Below are 18,158 nucleotides of genomic sequence, written 5' to 3' on the forward strand. Positions count from 1 at the left end.
GCCTCCCCCCTGCCTTTATTTACTTTTCCGATGGAAAATTCCATTTGCAACAGCAATTAGTTGCTGGTTTTGATCGATTACATTTGTAGTTACAAATAGCGTTCTTCTTCCTTGTTTGATTATTTTCGTTTCTGCGAATAGATCCCCAGTAATCCCAGGTGAAAGAAATTGAACGTGTAAGTCAATGGTTACTGCTCGCTCACCTTGAAATTGTTGATAGATGGCAGCCCCCATCGAAGTATCTACAAAAGTAGATAAAGCACCACCATGTAGAATTTTCATCTTATTTCTAAGTTCATCACGAATCGTCATTTTCGACTGATAGAGCCCTCGTTCGGAATCAAAGCCAAAAATATCAAAGTCTAATATTCGTTCAAAAAAGGAGTAAGGTTTTCCATGAGTATGTTTTAGCAGCCGAACCAATGTAGTCAATGATTTTGCATCTTCATCTGATAATTGATCAATCATATCTCTTAACTCAATCTGTTCCATCATATCATTCACCCTCCTTTATCTTCAAATTGCCCTGATTCCCACCAGCAAATTCTTTATAAGTTCAATAATATTATATACCAATCTCCTTATAATTGTGTAAAACAGAGAGACCCTCATGATAGAGAGCCTCTGAAACAGCTAAAATTTTATTAATTCGCCAGATTCGGCAGACTGGTAAATCGCATCAAGGATTTTCTGAACAGCTATGCTTTCTTCCAGTTTACAAATGGGTTCTGCTTTCCCCAAAATAGCATCTACCATATTCCCTACAGCCAATAAACGCTCATCCTGAGGTGTGGGTCTTAGCTCAATATCAACAGATAAATCATTTTCATCTGTATAGATCATTGTTTTCTTATGAAGCATATCAAACTCTGCTCCACCATCTTTCCCATAAAGCTTTACATAGGCTCGTTCTTCCTTTGTATGACTCGCCCAACTACTGTCTACCACAAGCGAAGAACCATCAGCAAACTGAATCATGGCAATCGCTAGATCCTCAACATTAAATTCACCTTTTTCATTTACTTTTGCCCAATGGGCCACCTTTTTACGTTCCAAGCCAAAGATATTATATGTCTTCCCTAGTACAGAGACCGGCTCTGGAAAATGCATTAACCACATTGCCAAATCTAACATATGGACACCAATATCGATCAGTGATCCACCACCAGAAAGCTCTTTTACAGTAAACCAGTTTCCCCAGCCTGGAATTCCATTTCTTCTGATCCAGGCTGCTTTTGCATGGTAAATCGTACCTAAACGTCCTTCATCGATTAGCCGACGTAAGTGAACGGTTTCAGCATGAAAACGATTGTTTTGAGCAACCATTAAAATTTTGTTCTGCGCGTCAGCAATCTCTTTCATCTTTAGCGCCCAGTCCAGATTCATCGTCATCGGCTTCTCAGTTAACACATGCATACCAGCTTTTAAGGCATCAATTGCAATCGGGCCATGTAAATGATTCGGTGTACAAATGATGACAAAATCAAGTTGTTCCCTGCTTAACATCTCCCGATGATCGCCATAAATTTGCGGGATTTGAAAATTTTGAGCTTGTTCAATTGCTAATTCCAATGATATATCTGCGATTGCTTTAACATGAGCTCGTGGTTCCTTCTGTAGTGCATTCAGATGTTGTGTAGAAATCCCACCTGCTCCAATGATACCGACCTGGATGATTTCATTCATTTTTTTCGAGTTGAGAGCGTGATTGTACGACTCTCTTCTACAGATTGTAAGGCTCCAAGTACTACTTGTAACGCTTTTAGTCCCTCTTCCCCAGGGACAATCGGTTCTGTATCATTTACAATCGCTTCGATAAAGGCTGTGATCACACCACTTTCAACCTGGCCATCATTCGTAGCAATGATGCCTACTTGATGTTTTTCTACACTGCCGTCACGATAATTTACAATTACTTGATCCATTGGATCTACTCCAATTTTCATAACGCCTCGCTCACAGTAAAGGATCGTACTGTTATCCTCACCAGGCGCGTGTGTCCAACTCGAGACAATGGTTCCAATAGCTCCAGATTCTGTTCGGGCGACAATAACGGCGTTATCTTCAACATCTCCTGATTTTTCATGACGATCCATCATAGCGGATACTTCGGTAATCTTTTCTCCTAATAACCACATCAATAAATCAATCTTATGAACGCCAAGGTCACCCATCGCACCAATAAATGCTTTATCCTTTTGAAAAAACCAACTATTTTCACCATCGGCAGCCCAACTCTCAGGCCCACCATGCGCAAAAGCAGTCCGAAAAGTAAACACTCGACCGAGTGATCCACTAGCTAAGATTTCTTTCGCTTTTATATGTGGTGGCATCAATCGTTGATTATGACCGATCATTAACTTTTTCTTCTGCTCCTCTGCTATCTGAATCATCGAAAGTGCTTCTTCATCAGATACAGACATCGGTTTCTCACATAACACATGACAGCCTGCTTTCAGAGCAGCAACGGTTGCAGGTGCATGGACGACATTAGGTGTACAGACACTAACTGCATCTAAAGATTCTCTTTCAAGCATTTCATGATAATCTTGATAAGCTACTCCACCATATTGATCTGCTGCTTCTTGCGCTCGCTCGATCACAGTATCACAAAAGGCGACCAGCTCAACTTGTGGTTGAAGAGCGTACTCTACTATATGGCGGTGCTTTGCGATACTGCCACATCCGATTACACCTACTCGAATCTTTGTCAAAACTTCTCCCCCGTTCTTCATCAATCATTCCACCAAATATCGCCTAAATCTTCACGTGGAAGCACCTGCTCTAAATTTTGCACTGCTTTTTGAAAGCCTTCTTCGATAGAAAGGAGAGCATCTTCATGTTCAATGCTGACTACATAATCATAACCGACTAATCGAAGCGCACCCAATATATCCGCCCAATCTTTCAATCCATGTCCAAAACCAACTGTTCGAAACTGCCAAGCGCGACTTGACAAGTTTGTGAATGGCTGTACATCGGTCAAGCCATACATATTCACATTGTCTTGATCAATTTGGGTATCTTTTGCATGGAAGTGATGAATGGCATTCTCTTTACCTAAAATTTTAATGGCTGCAACTGGATCAATACCTTGCCACCACATATGACTTGGATCAAGATTTGCACCAATCGATTCCCCTACTGCTTCACGCAGTTTTAACATCGTATAAGGAGTATGAACAGAGAAGCCTCCATGAAGCTCAATCCCTACTTTCACTCCATGCTTTTCAACAAAAGTACTCATCTCTTTCCAATAAGGAATAATCTTGTTCTCCCACTGCCAATCAGCAAGATCTCGGTACTCTGGTGGCCAAGGCAAGGTTGGCCAACTTGGATGCTTTGATGATTCATCTGCCCCAGGAATACCTGAGAATGTATTTACTACAGGTACTTCAAGTAATTCAGCTAATTGTACTGTTTTGGTAAAGGTCTCATGTGATTCTTTTGCGAATTTTTGATCTGGAGAAATGGGGTTTCCATGACAGCTTAATGCACTAATCATTAGACCGCGTTCATCTATTGCTTTTTTAAATGCTTTTCGTTTACTTGTATCTTCTAATAATTCATCGACATGACAATGAGCATTCCCTGGATAGCAACCTGTTCCAATTTCAACTGCATCTAATCCAGATTCTTTTACATAGTCGAGCATTTCCTCAAACGGCTTCTCACTGAACAAGACAGTAAAAATACCTAGCTTCATTTCTTTTCCCCCTTGATTTCTTTAATTTTTAACGAAAAAGCAAGCAGATTAGCAGAGATTGAAAGCGGTCCCATCTGAAAAGTCGGCATTTTCTCTCCCACCAGAATTTTGGGCAACCGATTATGTATCGATCATCCACCCTAAATGAGGATAATCGAAATAAAGTTGCAACGCAATCATTCGTGAAAAGAGTTAAAAAACAGATATTTGCCCAGTTTGCATAATGGGAGCCACCTTTTTATTTACCATCCTTTTATCCCATCAAAACTTTATTTTTTTCGATATAATAGAGTTCAATATTTAGCTGATAAGGGATGACATGATTTTATGAGAGTACGCAGAAAACCAGCAGCCAGCGAAAAATTAATCTCACACCAATCTGTTTATCAACCGGGTGAGATACAACCAGGAGAATGGAATCAACATTTTCCTCGATCTCTACCCCTTCATGTCGAATTAGGAACTGGGAAAGGAAAATTCCTCGTCCAAGCGGCACAAAGCAAATCAGATGTGAATTGGATTGGACTGGAACGAACAAAAGAACCATTGTTACAGGCCGTTCAAAAAGGGGAACATTTGCAGAATGTACGTTATGTATGGGCAGATGTAAAATTACTAACAGACCTATTTGCCCTAGGAGAAATAGCAAAACTTTATCTTCACTTTAGTGATCCTTGGCCAAAGTTTCGACATCGTAAACGAAGATTAACCCATCGTTTATTTTTAGACCGTTACCAACAAGTTATAGCGCCATCAGGTACAATTGCATTGAAAACGGATAGTAAACCTCTATTTACCTTCTCATTAGCTGAATTACAAATAAGAGGTTGGAACATATTGCATGTAACAAATGACCTTCATTGGAGCAAATGGTCACAAGATAATATTACGACAGAGTATGAAGAAAAATTTACTGCAAACGGATTTCCCATCTATTATTTAGAAGCAAAACCACCCAGATTTCAGTAAGTTGATTCGTTATAACAAAATGGGAAATTCACCAATCTCTATAAAAGCTCCGTCGTTTCGCCTTCCTACTTGACTTTTCGTTGTGTCCTGCTATAATCTTTCTTCGTATGACTCAAAAGTCTCCAAGGGTTTTGAGGATAGCTAGCAAACGATAGGTGAAGGGATCACCCTCACTGGTTTGTCAATAGTGGATGCTATTGCTTTGCCCTACTCGTCGCTATCCGGGTAAGGAAAGGTTCTACAAACCAGCACCCTGTCATTTGCCACAATATGCAAATGATGAAAGGAGCCAAACCAATGGCACGTTACAGAGGACCAGCTTGGAAGTTAAGCCGTCGACTCGGCTTTTCACTAACAGGTACAGGCAAAGAATTAAAACGCCCATTTCCACCAGGACAACATGGACCAGGGCAACGCAAAAAATTAAGTGAGTATGGCAAGCAGCTACAAGAGAAGCAAAAATTGCGCCGTATGTATGGTTTGACAGAAAAGCAGTTCCACAATCTATACAATAAAGCGGGTAAGTTAAAAGGTATTCATGGTGAGGACTTTATGAAATTGTTAGAGTCCCGTCTTGATAATCTAGTCTATCGTGCTGGTTATGCACGTACTCGCGCGCAAGCTCGTCAGCTAGTTGTTCATCGTCATATCACTGTAAATGGTCAAAAAGTGGATCGACCATCTTATCACGTAAAACCAGGTGATGTGATCGGTCTACGAGAAAAGAGCCGCAATCTATCCATCATTAAGGAAGCGATTGAAGAGCGCTCCTATCTCCCTGAATACGTCACTTTTGACGAAAATAAACTGGAAGCTGAATATGCTCGACTTCCAGAGCGTAGTGAGTTACCAACTGAAATCAATGAAACCCTGATCGTTGAGTACTACTCACGTTAATCAACAGAGCCTATCTAGTTATCACCTAGATAGGCTCTTAGTTTATAGACAACAATGGCTCCGTCAACATTTCACGCTTCGACGCAGGTTCTGGCCGCATACAGGATGCCTCCTACTTTATTACCTCCGTATACGTCGAATACGTCGTTTTCCAATCTGCACGACCATCCCATCTTTCACTGAGACTCGCGCCTCTACATCTGTATACTTCTCACCATCGATTCGCACTGCTCCTTGCTGTACTGCACGTCGTCCTTCCCCACCTGTCGCTGCGAGTCCAAGTTCTCGTAGCAAATCAATAATCCAAACGCCTTCTGCCTTACCTGTCCATGTTTTCTCTTCAATCTGATCAGGTAAAGTACGATTTTGAAACAGTGTTTGAAAGCGCGTCGCTGCCTGCACCGCTGCTTCCTGTGAATGATACATTCGAACCAATGTTGCGGCTAGTTTTTTCTTTACTTCCATTGGATGCAACTGATTCTTTGTTAATCCTTCTTCAATTTGTTTACATTCTTCATTCGACAAATCAGTTGTTAAGAGAAAATATTTGTTCAAAAGTTCATCAGGTATGGACATGACCTTACCATAGATTTCATCTGCAGGTTCATCAATTCCAATGTAGTTTCCATAACTCTTACTCATCTTGCGTTCACCATCTAAACCCTCAAGCAATGGCATCGTCAATACCACTTGTTGATCTTCTAAATCAGTAAACTCCCGCTGTAGCTGACGACCCATCAAGAGATTAAAAGTTTGATCTGTACCACCGATTTCAACATCGCATTTCAATGCAACTGAATCATAGCCCTGCATTAATGGATACAGAAACTCATGTACGCTGATTGCTTGCCCACTCTGATAACGTTTTGCAAAATCATCTCGTTCAAGCATCCGCGCAACTGTACATTTGGCTGCTAATTGCGTTACTTCCGAAAGTGAAAGTGAACTTAACCATTCACTATTATAGTGAATTTCTGTCTTTTCTCGGTCTAACACTTTAAACAATTGCTCAACATAAGTTTCAGCATAATGATTTACCTCTTTGTGTGTTAATTGTTTCCTAGTCTGCGAGCGACCTGATGGATCACCTATTTGAGCTGTAAAATCTCCAATCACCAATTGAACAATATGACCAAATTGTTGAAAGGTACGTAGCTTCTGAAAAAGTACGGTATGACCTAGATGAATATCAGGAGCAGTTGGGTCAATTCCTAATTTTATTTTTAAAGGTTGACCCTTTTCTACTGATTGTTGTAACTTTTTATATAAGAGACCTTCTGGCAACACCTCAACAGTCCCACGTATAATCTCTTCATATTGATTTTGTAATGGTCTTTCCATTGTTGATGACTCCCTTTTATAAAAATATAAAAAACACCTCGCCATAAAGGGACGAAGTGTTCCGCGGTACCACCCTTTTTGAAAATAGCAGCAAACTATTTCCTCTCATTCGATAACGGTGACAAACCGTGAACAACCGTTCAATACTCCCAAGTGTACTTCATCAATGGGACTGGCTGATTCGCAGCTACCATCAGCTCTCTGGACAGTCTTTTTCCATATGACTACTTACATGATCATAGTAGATAATTTATTTTCAAAGATACAGATAATTACATATAACAATATGCTATAATATTACCTTACAGCGGGGAGGTTAGCAAGTGAATGAGAAGTAAAACAAATCCATTTCTGTCACTTACCGCGCAGGTATTCAAAGGTATTGGCTATGTCCTTTATTTCTTTCTCGCGGTAAGTTTGATTGTCTCTATGGGTTCTATTGGAGTGGCTGCTGGTATGGTCTCGGCAATGACAAAAGATCAAAGAATCTATCAAAAAACGAATTTCAAAAAAGACTTGGACAGCCTTTTTCAAACAAGCTATGCATACTTCCAAAACACTGACAAAAATGGAAACCCCGTTCGTATCGGTTCGTTTCGTTATGAGGATAATGAACGAAAACTGATCCGATCGAAAAATGAAGTAAGTCCTTTTTTGATTAATGCCTTCTTTGCCATCGAAGACAAAGATTTTTATAAGCACAATGGGATTGTGCCTCGCTCTTTGATCCGGGCTAGTTATCAACAATTGGCCGATTCAAAGGTGACAACAGGTGGTAGCACATTGACACAGCAATTGGTCAAAAATATCATCCTCAAGGACTCAAGAAAAGACCTTGATCGTAAGACGAAGGAAATTATTCTTGCTCTTCGTCTTGAGCGAATGTACAACAAAGACCAAATCCTTGTGTATTATATGAATAGTGTCTTTTTTGGAGAAGGGGCACATGGTCGTAAGATGTATGGTGTGCAAGCAGCAGCACAAGGCCTCTTCAATAAAAATGCGAAAGATCTTGAGCTAGCACAAGCAGCATACATCGCAGGTATGGTTCAACGCCCTAACGATCTAAATCCCTTTAGCGAAAACCCCAAGAATCTCGAGCGGGGATATAAGCGGATGAAACTAGTTCTAACCAAGATGTTAGAGCAAAAACGAATCACGAAAGCAGAGTATAACCAAGCGATTCATTTTGACATCAAAGCGTCACTCGCCAAAGCAGATCAGTTTGACTACGCTTATCAAAAATTCCCCTATATTATGTTTGCTTTAGAAAATGCTTCTGCTGAAGCACTAATGAAAGCAGACCATCTCGATATTCAAAAATTAAGCGAACAAGGGAAATATCGTAAGACACTTGCCGAGTACAAGAAAAAGGCAGCTACAGGTGGGTATCACTTTTATACCACCATCGATGAAAACCTTTACTCGTCCATCAACAATGCAGCAACAAGAAACCTTGATTTTCATACGCGTAACTATAAAGGCAAAAAATCAACAGAGCAACTAGGTGCAACGGTCATTAACAATAAAACAGGAGCTGTACTCGCTTTTGTACCTGGAACGAGTGAATTTTCAAAAAACCAAAAAGACCATGCCCTAGATGTACAAAGGCAACCCGGCTCTGCGATTAAGCCATTATTAGTTTATGGTCCAGCTTTAGAAGAGGGAGTCATCTCACCTAGCTCCCAGATCATTGATGAACCTTTACGCAAAAGCGATGGATCAGGGTATTATAAAAATTCTAGTGGTAACTATCGTGGTCCAGTTGATGTGACAACCGCACTCAAACACTCTTACAATATACCCGCAATTAAAACGTTTAATGCATTGGGACACGAAAAAGGTTTTAATTATTTGCGAAAACTTGGTCTGAATCCTGATAAAAAAGATGGTGAAGCTGCAGCAATTGGTGGTATGACACACGGATTTACAGTAGAAAAAATGTCTGCTGCATTCGCCACTTTTGCAAATCAAGGATATTACAACGAACCATATATTATCTCCAAAATTACTGATTCGAATGGTAAGGTTGTTTGGGAACATGAAACAAATCCCCAAAAAGTTTTTTCAGAACAGACAGCCTACGAGATGACAAACATGTTAAAACAAGTTGTTTCAAGCGGTACTGCAGCCTATATTAATAGCCGTCTCCCTAGTGGCTATTCAGTAGCTGGAAAAACAGGGACAACAAGTGATGAAAAAGATCTTTGGTTTGTAGGTTATACACCAGAGATTACGCTAGGTGTCTGGGGTGGATATGATTACAACTTCCGTATGAAAAGTAATCAATATTTTACCAAACAAGCATGGGCCAATATTTTCCGTGCCGCAGTCAAAAACAAACCTGATCTGATTCCACGTAAAACAGCGTTCAAAGATCCAGGAGGTTCTTTAGAAAAAGTCTGTGGATTTGAATGTGGGAAAGTAAAAGCAGTAATCGCAAAAAAACAACAAGAAGAGATGGAGAAAAAGAAACAAGAAGAGGCAAAAAAATTAGCAGAACAACAAAAAAATAAATCACTTAATCAGCAACCTTCAAACAATACATCAGTACCTGAATTCCACTTCCCTAAAATAGAATTTCCCACAACAGATCAACAACCGAACCCAAATGAAGAGCAATCAAACGGACAAAATGAGCAGAATGAACAGCCTAATGATCAGAATGGAGAAATGAATCAAGAAGATCAATATCAATCAGATGGGTAATTTTACACAATCTCTAGTCAAGTACTAGAGATTGTGCTTTTCCATTAAAAGGTGAATGTTTTACCATTTCAGGACAACATTTCCAAAGGCAAGGCATTGTGATCCACATATTACCAATCAAATTTGTGTTTGTCAACTCATTTTCCAAAAAGCATTATCATACATATGATCAAGAATTGGATCGTTTCATTCGATAACTGTCACAAACATCTAGATACGACTTTTCTTTACATATGCTATAATAAATCTGTTTTTAATTGCCATCATTCTATCGTTCATACGAGTCGCAAAAAACCTATTGTCTTACGAAATATAGGGTGTAATCAGTTTTGTGATTGAGATCAGGAGAGATATTTTCCTTAAACAAAATGAACGGAAGATTGTTATTAGATGAAAGAGAGGTGACACACCTGCTACAGTAGATTACTTAGGCAATGCAACAGTCCTTTCGAGTAGCAGGTCTTAGGGCTTATGCAGAAAAAGAAAATATCATTTCGCAAGAAAACCGGCGGGGGACAGCCGATTTGGAAGAAGATTCTCTTCCGTTCGTTATTGGTCCTGTTAACTGCAGTTCTCATCATCAGTTTTGCCTCTATTGGGATCGGAGCTGGATTAGTTTCCGCATTAACGAAAGATGAGAAAATTCGCACGAAGACCGATTTCGACAAAGAGTTGGAAAATTTATCTCAGACAAGTACTGCTTTTTTCAGAGAAACAAATGGAAAAACGGAAAAAGTGGGGGAAATGATCAATCCTGATGACCGGCAATTGGTTACTGATCTAAAGCAGGTGAGCCCTTATCTATTAAATGCATTCCTTTCCATTGAGGATAGGGAATTTTATGATCATCATGGTGTTGTTCCTCGTTCTATACTACGGGCTACACTTCAACAACTCACAGGCAGTGATGTTACAACTGGTGGGAGTACATTAACTCAACAGTTGGTCAAAACACATTTTCTAGACTACAAAGATAAAAGTTATAAGCGTAAAGCAATCGAAATTATTAATGCTTTACGTGTAGAAAGATATTACGATAAAGATGATATCTTCAAAAAATACTTAAATAGTGTCTTCTTCGGCGCTGGTGCTCATGGCAAAAAAATGTATGGCGTCAATGCAGCAGCTCGTGGACTTTTCAACAAGAAATCAAACGATCTTAACCTTGCACAAGCTGCATACATCGCCGGAATGGTTCAGCGTCCAAATGCTTATAACCCATTTCGTGGCGATGAAGAGTTAAAGTATGGAACAGATCGCATGAAGCTTGTACTCAAGAAAATGCTTGAACTTGGTAAAATTTCACAAGCACAATACAACGAAGCAATCAAATTCGATATCAAATCATCACTGGCTAAGCCAAATATGTTTACAAATGGGTTCAATAAATACCCATTCATTATTACTGCTGTAGAAAATGAAGCGGTCAAGATTTTAAAAGAATTAGATCAAAAAAACCCTGAAGCAAAAGAACGAGCAGATAGCTACTACTCCAATCTAGTCAGACAAGGTGGTTTCCGTTTCTTTACGACAATTGATAAAAATATGTATGCGAAAATTAATGAAGTAGGCAATTCGATCCATTATCCAACTCGTGAGTTTCGTGGAATGAAAATCCGAGAACAGATCGGTGCAACCATTATTGAAAATAAGACGGGCGGTATTCTTGCATTCTATGCAGGTAAGTTTGAAGAAAACCAACAAGACCATGCTTTAGAAGCTGAAAACCAACCTGGTTCATCGATAAAACCACTTGTTGTCTACGGACCAGGACTGAATGAGGGTGTTATTTCACCTAACTCAACGATTATTGACGAACCGATCAAAAAAGCGGGCAGTAGCGATGTTTATCGTAACTCGGATGGTAAATACCGTGGTGGTGTTACTGCAACAGAGGCACTGAAAAAATCTCTAAACATCCCTGCTATTAAAATTTTCCGTCGGATTGAAAGTCTTCGTGGTTCTGGAAAACCATTTAGCTACCTTCGTCAAATGGACTTACCACCACATAAAAAAGATGGTGAAGCACTTGCTCTTGGTGGTGCGACCCTTGGATATACAGTGCGTGATATGACCGCAGCATTTGCAATGATTGCCAATAATGGCGAGTGGAATAAAGGTCATATTATCTCTCGAATCGAAACCTCTGATGGTAAAGTGCTCTATGACTTTGCTCGTGATAAAAAACCTAAAAATATTCTTCAACCACAAGCAGCTTATCAATTGACAAAAATGTTACGACAAGTTGTGACTGGAGGAACTGCCTCTGTTATCGGGGGTAGCACAGGTGGTTATAATATTGCCGGTAAGACGGGTACAACTTCATCTGAATATGATCTCTGGTTTGTTGGCTTTACTCCAGAAGTTTCAATGGGTGTCTGGTCAGGTTATGACTATAATAAAGTGGGTGACCACATGCTGGCCAAAACAGCCTGGATTAAGCTTTTCCAAGCAGCTGCAACGGCAAGTCCCTCACTCATTCCCAAAGGAAGCGAGTTTAAAGATCCTGGTGGCTCCCTTAATACGCAATGTTTTGAGTGTGGTAAGAAATCCACTTACTCAGATGAAGACTCTGATAAAAAATCAAATAAAAAATACAACAAGAAGTCTGATCGCTTTAAAAAAAAACGCCCACAAACCCCTGACTCTACTTCAGCCGGTTCAAATGGCAATGGTGGAAATAATGGAGGCGGTCGCAATCAAGGTAATGGGCAAGGTGGAAATGGTGATGAAGAGGGAGACAATGGAAATGATAACGGAACTACCCCACCTCCCGGTTCAGATGATGGCTTAATGAATAACAACAATAATGGTGGCGCTTTGCAAGGTGGAAACCAAAACGGTAATGGGCAAGATAATGGCAACGCCATAAGCCCCTAGTGGGTAAAAAAACCCGTAACGGTATTCGTTACGGGTTTTTTAATCTTCAAGTGTCGATAAATCCCCTGTAGGAAGTCCTAACTCCCACGCTTTCAATACTCGTCTCATAATCTTTCCACTACGAGTTTTTGGCAATTTATCTTTAAACTCAATCTCTCGTGGCGCAGCATGTGCTGCAAGCCCATTTTTAACAAATTGACGAATCTCTTCTTTTAACTCATCTGATGGTTGATAGCCATCCCGTAAGGAAACGAATGCTTTAATAATCTGCCCGCGAACAGGATCTGGTTTACCGATGACACCTGCCTCTGCCACAGCAGGATGCTCAACCAGTTTACTTTCTACCTCAAATGGTCCCACGCGCTCCCCTGAAGTATTAATAACATCATCTAAACGCCCTTGGAACCAAAAATACCCTTCTTCATCCATATAAGCTGAATCACCTGAGATGTACCAACCTTTTAGCCGGAAATATTCTTGATACTTCTGTGGATTCTTCCAAATCTCTCTCATTAATGAAGGCCAAGGTGTTTGGATCGCTAGATTTCCCATCTGATTCGGTGGTAGTTCATTTCCTTCATCATCGATAATCGCCGCACGAATGCCAGGGAATGGCTTACCCATCGAGCCAGGTTTGATCTCCATCTGCGGATAGTTGGCAATTAAGATAGCTCCTGTTTCGGTCATCCACCAAGTATCATGGATACGCTTTCCATATACTTTCATCCCCCAGCGGATCACTTCAGGATTAAGCGGCTCCCCTACACTTAAAATATGACGAATTGAACTAAGGTCATAGTTGCGAATTAATTCATCACCCGCTGCCATCAACATGCGCAGGGCTGTAGGCGCGCTATACCATACTGTTACCTTATTCTTTTCCAATGTCTGATACCAATCTCCAGGACTAAATCGTCCACCTCTTATCACATTGGTAACACCATTCAGCCAAGGCGCAAAGATACCATATGAAGTTCCGGTCACCCAGCCTGGATCAGCCGTACACCAGTAGATATCTTCAGGCTGTAGATCGAGTACCCACTTTCCGGTTTGATAATGCTGGATCATAGCGTTATGAGCATGGACAACTCCTTTTGGCTTTCCCGTAGAACCGGAAGTATAATGGATAATCATTGGGTCTTCTCGATCAACCCATTCAGGCTCTCCATCTGTTGAAGCCTCTTTCATTTCTTTGTAGTATGAAATTATATTATCATTTCCATGATCCACATCGTTACCAACTATAATCACATGTTTTAATGAATGTAACTCTTGTCTAGGTACTCTTGGCAGTAGGTCTGGAGTTGTAACGAGCACGCTTGCTTCACTATCAGCTATACGATCTTTTACAGCTTCTTCCATAAACGCTTCAAATAGAGGGCCAACTATCGCTCCGACTTTGATGACACCAAAAAAAGAAGTATAAAACTCTGGCACCCTCGGCATAAAGATAAAGACACGATCTCCTTTTTTCACATTATACTTACGTAAGACATTGGCGAAGCGATTTGAATTCGCTTTCATTTCTGCAAACGTCAATTGTTCGTTTCGTGAGGGATCGCTATACTGAAGAGCGATCTGCTCGCCCCGTCCTTCGTCAACATGACGGTCAATCGCTTCATAAGCTGTGTTTACTCGACCTGTAACAGACCAACTAAAAGCTGACTCCACAGATCTCCAGTCAAATGTTTCTGCAGTTCTTGTATAGTCTAATAGTTGATTTCCTTTTGTTTGAACTGGCAGACGTCCTGTTTGTAGCAAATAAGTTCTCCCCTCTCGCACCTGTTTGCTTTATTATATCATTCACATCTATAATTAAGAAGACTGACACATCTTTTTACTACGAAGAGGAATGATTGATAATGTCTGATCATGACTTAGAAGCGAGCAAAAAATTTCTCGCTGTGCGTCAGCAAAGGATTCTTCAATACATGCAGAAACATAAACTAGCCCCTTCAGTTAATCTCGAAGTGTATCAGCTTCGTATTCCTAAATCACACATTCTAAATACAGAACCAAAACTCGATCTAATCGATAAAATGATTTTACGGATTATCTCTAAAACGGAATCACCCATGCTGCTTTCATTTAAAAAGGGAACTCATCGACATTTAGAAGATATCCTAAAATCATTGCAAGCTTCGGCTGAACAAAAAGAACCTTCGATTCCTATTGAACAAATTTCAAATGAGCTAATCATGATTGGTCTTTTGAGTATGCCATTTGTGCTTCCGCCGACCTCTGATGAATTAGCACGTGTATTAAAAGTGGATGAGCCATTAGCTGAGATAGAATCATTAATCGAGGTACTCAATCGCCCTTCTCTCTCAGCAGAAAATCGAGCAGAATTGCTAAAGGTTCTAGATGAACTTTTAGATGCCCAATTTCATCAATACGGGAATAATATTTCATACTTTGATCGGGATATGAATCCCAATATGGTCCAAGATTTAGAAATGGATCGATGGCTTTTCAATCTATGGACAATAACAACCAATCATAAGAATGCTGACATGATCAAAATACATCGTACATTAGACTCATTCAAAGTTTTTCACCCCAGTTCACTCTTTCTAGATCAGTTAGACGATCTTTTACTCTATCAACCATATTTCAATGAAGGTTCACAAGAAAGAAAATTATCCATTCTCTTTGAAGGGTTATTGCCATATCGCAATACTCGATTGCAGGTGGAAGCAGAACAAATTATATCAAACATTTTAAGCGAAGATGTAAATAGAGCTCCGCTAACAGGATTAGCATCTGTTATTGCAGTCATGTCAAGCGCAACTGACGATAAAACAGAAGTTTCCAATGCAACAAAATACTTACAACAATTAAATAGGAGGCTTTCAAGAGAAACTTTTACAGAAAAACAAGCATTAAATCTTGCTATTGATTTATCCTTGCTTTATCAATGTACTATCTTTATAAGTGATAAGTATACGAACTGGAATCATAAAAAAATCTTTGATCCGAATGAACACAAAAGTCTCTTAACGCGTGTGTTTCCGCACTTTATAAAACTGATCGAACAACTACCAAATAAGTTACCAAATAGCGTAGAAGAAAATTCAGCATTTTATTCATTATTAGCTGTATCTAAATTACCTTTTAACCAATTACTTGTTCCTCAATTTGACATAGCAGAAATTTATGCCTATTTATCAGGTATGCCACCCAAAGCAGATGAGAAGTCGCTCTCTATTGAAGAAAAGCAAAAAGTCAATCGAGCCATTGCGCCTTTATTTTCTCCTTCGCTACTCGATTTAAAAATGGAGGATCGCGAATATATTGAGCTATTTAGTCATTTTATCTCGCAATGTCAATTAACAAATAACCGACTAAAAGCAAAGCCTGAATTTTTAGACCACGAATGGATCAAAGAAATATATGATAGATTAACTAAGCAAGCACTTCTGCTACAGATAGACCTTGCTCGATATCCTTTTTTAAATTTCTTTCATAAAACACAAATCAAAGTTGATTTACCCAACCATTGGAATGGAATAGATATGAATCGTTTTAATAATGAAACAGATTCCTACCCTAAAATAAAGGCACAGTCAAAAAATGAGCAAATCAAAACTAAATTTGATCTATTTATCAAAAACCATATTCAAAAGAATCATCCAAAAGATACAGCTCAACTATTTCGTTCGCTTGTGCAACATTTAATCATCACAACTTGGACGAAACAGACATTTGATTATACTGAACCCGAAGCATTATTAGCTTTATTGATTGACCCATTCACATACACTTGCTCGAAAGCGGATAATCCAATGCAACTATCGACTATTGAAAATTGTGAGCAATTTTTTGATGAGATACTTAATACAGGTCTAACACAAGATCAAACAGTTATCTCAGCTGCATTCCAAATAGGCGTGCTAAATAAAGCAATTCAAATTGTCCGTAATCAGCGTAAAGAACCAAACGCAAACACAAACTCACCTACCCAGGTATTTAATAAAATAATCCAGTTTGCGCAAAAGCAAAATACGGAATCTGTTCCTAGTAAGGTAATGGCGTTAATTCCAAAACCACGTAATTCATCTGAGTTGCTTCCCCAAAGAAGTCAGCGAGATCAAAACATTGACCAAGAACTGGATGATCTTCTAAAAGATTCTAATGCACCTTTTGCAAAGCGCATAAGTGAAATTATAGAAAAAACCAAAACTTCATCTGTTTCACCGCAAGCTCAATCATTACTGGAAAAAGAATGTAACATACTAAGAAATCATCTTCGTCAGTGGCAAAAAGAGATGATAAATGAACGAAAAGCAAGACAATCTGACCTGAGTACTCTCCCACCACCTGAATCTGCTGAAAATATCATTTCAGTTTTAGAAATTAACCCCGTTAGAGATGAGCGTGGTGTGTATGAATAGAGGACCTACTTTGTAATGAAATAGGTCCTCTTTAATAGCTTATTTCTTCCTAAAAGTTTTACAATCGGTTTCTTTTGATTGATCTGCTTCTTTCCCTGTATGGCTAACTACATAAATTTCATTAGCTTTACATAGGTTTCCTTGATCCCAATAGGTACAATTATTCACTTCACATAACACATCTTTTGGCATATTGACACCCCTCCTTATTCCTATCATGGCTTATTTAGAGGAGTTTCAGCCTGGTAAAAGATTCATTTGGTGGTATCGCGAAGACAAAGCATCGTCTCCAGATATACCTCTGAGGTATCGATTGTTTCACGATTCATATATTTGGTAAGTAAGCGCATCGCAACAGCCCCTATATCATACATCGGTACTTGAATCGTACTTAATAAGGGGCGGACTTGAGATGCAAGAGGAATATTATTAAAACCTATGATGGATAACTGTTCAGGGATATGCACCCCTTGATCATGTGCAGCATGGATCGCACCGACAGCCATTTCATCACTTGCTGCAAAGACCGCTGAGCACTCAGGATGCTCTTGCAGTAAACGAGTCATCGCTTGATAACCAGATTGATAGCGACCATCTCCCTCATACACCCAATCATCTGGAAGCTGATGCTTTTTCATCGCATTCTTAAATCCTAAATAACGAGGATAGCCCTTTACCTTATCTTCAAGTGGTCCACTTATCATGGATATTTTCTCTCGACCCTCAGAAAGTAAATATTCTACTGCTTCCTCCGCAGCCTGTTGTTGATGAATCGTTACAAAGGGAAACTTCCCTTGATGATCTTCTGTATGTGCTAAGACAATCGGTACAGAAGTGGCAGCAAATATTTTTCGATGATCATCGGTAATTTCGCCACCTAGGAATAGAAGTCCATCTACCTGTTTTTCCAGTAAGGTTTCAATTAGCGAAAGTTCTTTTGTGTGCTGTAGATCAGAGTTACTCAAAATAATATTGTAGTGATACATCGTTGCAATATCTTCAATTCCCCTGGTTAGCTCAGCATAAAATGCATTCGAGATATCCGGGATTACGACTCCTACAGTTGTTGTCTTTTTACTAGCTAATCCCCTAGCAACAGCATTAGGACGATAACCTAACTGTCCGATTACTGATAATACTTTTTTTCGTGTTGTAGGCTTTACATTTGGGTTTCCATTTACGACACGTGAAACAGTAGCCATTGAAACGCCAGCCTCACGTGCTACATCATAAATAGTGATTGTCCCATTTTTTTTATCCAT

Annotated in this window: 13 protein-coding genes and 1 other annotated feature; of the genes, 5 read left to right on the top strand and 8 right to left on the bottom strand. The window is 39.5% G+C overall.

What is annotated here, in order from left to right; all coding sequences use genetic code 11:
- Window positions 1–15: 15 nt before the first annotated feature.
- From BUB71_RS06515 to BUB71_RS06530, 4 genes are all read right to left on the bottom strand, one after another.
- Window positions 16–495 (bottom strand): PaaI family thioesterase, encoded by a 480-nt coding sequence (locus BUB71_RS06515; protein ID WP_073154007.1) that lies wholly within the window; start codon window positions 493–495, stop codon window positions 16–18.
- A 138-nt stretch (window positions 496–633) separates the two neighbouring features.
- Window positions 634–1,686, bottom strand: coding sequence for a Gfo/Idh/MocA family protein (locus BUB71_RS06520; protein ID WP_073154008.1), 1,053 nt, complete (start codon window positions 1,684–1,686; stop codon window positions 634–636).
- Entirely contained in the window at window positions 1,683–2,714 is a 1,032-nt protein-coding gene (locus BUB71_RS06525) for a Gfo/Idh/MocA family protein (protein WP_073154110.1), read from the bottom strand. The genes BUB71_RS06520 and BUB71_RS06525 overlap by 4 nt, the downstream gene beginning before the upstream one ends.
- Window positions 2,715–2,734: 20 nt before the next feature.
- Window positions 2,735–3,706: a sugar phosphate isomerase/epimerase family protein gene (locus BUB71_RS06530; RefSeq protein ID WP_073154009.1), complete on the bottom strand. Its 972-nt coding sequence runs from the start codon at window positions 3,704–3,706 to the stop codon at window positions 2,735–2,737.
- 327 nt (window positions 3,707–4,033) lie between these two features.
- Between BUB71_RS06530 and trmB the strand changes: the two genes are divergently transcribed.
- Both trmB and rpsD read left to right on the top strand, forming a co-directional pair.
- Window positions 4,034–4,675, top strand: coding sequence for a tRNA (guanosine(46)-N7)-methyltransferase TrmB (trmB, locus tag BUB71_RS06535; protein ID WP_073154010.1), 642 nt, complete (start codon window positions 4,034–4,036; stop codon window positions 4,673–4,675).
- Between the two features lie 297 nt (window positions 4,676–4,972).
- The gene (gene rpsD / locus BUB71_RS06540; RefSeq protein WP_073154011.1) at window positions 4,973–5,572 is read left to right on the top strand and encodes a 30S ribosomal protein S4; all 600 of its coding nucleotides are present in this window, start codon (window positions 4,973–4,975) and stop codon (window positions 5,570–5,572) included.
- Between the two features lie 120 nt (window positions 5,573–5,692).
- Here rpsD and tyrS read toward each other — a convergent pair whose 3' ends face one another.
- Complete coding sequence (gene tyrS / locus BUB71_RS06545; RefSeq protein ID WP_073154012.1) at window positions 5,693–6,913, bottom strand: tyrosine--tRNA ligase; 1,221 nt, start codon at window positions 6,911–6,913, stop codon at window positions 5,693–5,695.
- Window positions 6,914–6,957: 44 nt separating this feature from the next.
- Window positions 6,958–7,162 (bottom strand) — a binding site (T-box leader).
- Between the two features lie 78 nt (window positions 7,163–7,240).
- On the opposite strand from tyrS, the gene BUB71_RS06550 reads away from it, so the two are divergent.
- Both BUB71_RS06550 and BUB71_RS06555 read left to right on the top strand, forming a co-directional pair.
- A complete protein-coding gene (locus tag BUB71_RS06550) occupies window positions 7,241–9,622 on the top strand; it encodes a transglycosylase domain-containing protein (protein WP_073154013.1) in 2,382 nt (793 codons plus the stop codon).
- A 471-nt stretch (window positions 9,623–10,093) separates the two neighbouring features.
- Entirely contained in the window at window positions 10,094–12,502 is a 2,409-nt protein-coding gene (locus tag BUB71_RS06555; protein ID WP_073154014.1) for a transglycosylase domain-containing protein, read from the top strand.
- 39 nt (window positions 12,503–12,541) lie between these two features.
- Here BUB71_RS06555 and acsA read toward each other — a convergent pair whose 3' ends face one another.
- Window positions 12,542–14,263 carry an acetate--CoA ligase gene (acsA, locus tag BUB71_RS06560; RefSeq protein ID WP_084731190.1) on the bottom strand — a complete coding sequence of 574 codons (1,722 nt, stop codon included), beginning with the start codon at window positions 14,261–14,263 and terminating at the stop codon, window positions 12,542–12,544.
- 101 nt (window positions 14,264–14,364) lie between these two features.
- On the opposite strand from acsA, the gene BUB71_RS06565 reads away from it, so the two are divergent.
- Window positions 14,365–16,896, top strand: a complete 2,532-nt coding sequence (locus tag BUB71_RS06565; protein WP_073154015.1) for a hypothetical protein — start codon at window positions 14,365–14,367, stop codon at window positions 16,894–16,896.
- A gap of 39 nt (window positions 16,897–16,935) precedes the next feature.
- On the opposite strand, the gene BUB71_RS06570 is transcribed toward BUB71_RS06565, so the two are convergent.
- Window positions 16,936–17,088: a DUF1540 domain-containing protein gene (locus BUB71_RS06570; RefSeq protein WP_073154016.1), complete on the bottom strand. Its 153-nt coding sequence runs from the start codon at window positions 17,086–17,088 to the stop codon at window positions 16,936–16,938.
- A 62-nt stretch (window positions 17,089–17,150) separates the two neighbouring features.
- Window positions 17,151–18,158, bottom strand: a complete 1,008-nt coding sequence (gene ccpA / locus BUB71_RS06575; protein WP_073154017.1) for a catabolite control protein A — start codon at window positions 18,156–18,158, stop codon at window positions 17,151–17,153.

This window comes from Seinonella peptonophila, from assembly GCF_900129355.1.
GTDB lineage: Bacteria > Bacillota > Bacilli > Thermoactinomycetales > Thermoactinomycetaceae > Seinonella > Seinonella peptonophila.

Coding starts and splice junctions, on each gene's coding strand:
- BUB71_RS06515 (WP_073154007.1), bottom strand. CDS start 495: ATGATGGAACAGATTGAGTTAAGAGATATGATTGATCAATTATCAGAT.
- BUB71_RS06520 (WP_073154008.1), bottom strand. CDS start 1,686: ATGAATGAAATCATCCAGGTCGGTATCATTGGAGCAGGTGGGATTTCT.
- BUB71_RS06530 (WP_073154009.1), bottom strand. CDS start 3,706: ATGAAGCTAGGTATTTTTACTGTCTTGTTCAGTGAGAAGCCGTTTGAG.
- trmB (WP_073154010.1), top strand. CDS start 4,034: ATGAGAGTACGCAGAAAACCAGCAGCCAGCGAAAAATTAATCTCACAC.
- rpsD (WP_073154011.1), top strand. CDS start 4,973: ATGGCACGTTACAGAGGACCAGCTTGGAAGTTAAGCCGTCGACTCGGC.
- tyrS (WP_073154012.1), bottom strand. CDS start 6,913: ATGGAAAGACCATTACAAAATCAATATGAAGAGATTATACGTGGGACT.
- BUB71_RS06550 (WP_073154013.1), top strand. CDS start 7,241: ATGAGAAGTAAAACAAATCCATTTCTGTCACTTACCGCGCAGGTATTC.
- BUB71_RS06555 (WP_073154014.1), top strand. CDS start 10,094: ATGCAGAAAAAGAAAATATCATTTCGCAAGAAAACCGGCGGGGGACAG.
- BUB71_RS06565 (WP_073154015.1), top strand. CDS start 14,365: ATGTCTGATCATGACTTAGAAGCGAGCAAAAAATTTCTCGCTGTGCGT.
- BUB71_RS06570 (WP_073154016.1), bottom strand. CDS start 17,088: ATGCCAAAAGATGTGTTATGTGAAGTGAATAATTGTACCTATTGGGAT.
- ccpA (WP_073154017.1), bottom strand. CDS start 18,158: ATGGATAAAAAAAATGGGACAATCACTATTTATGATGTAGCACGTGAG.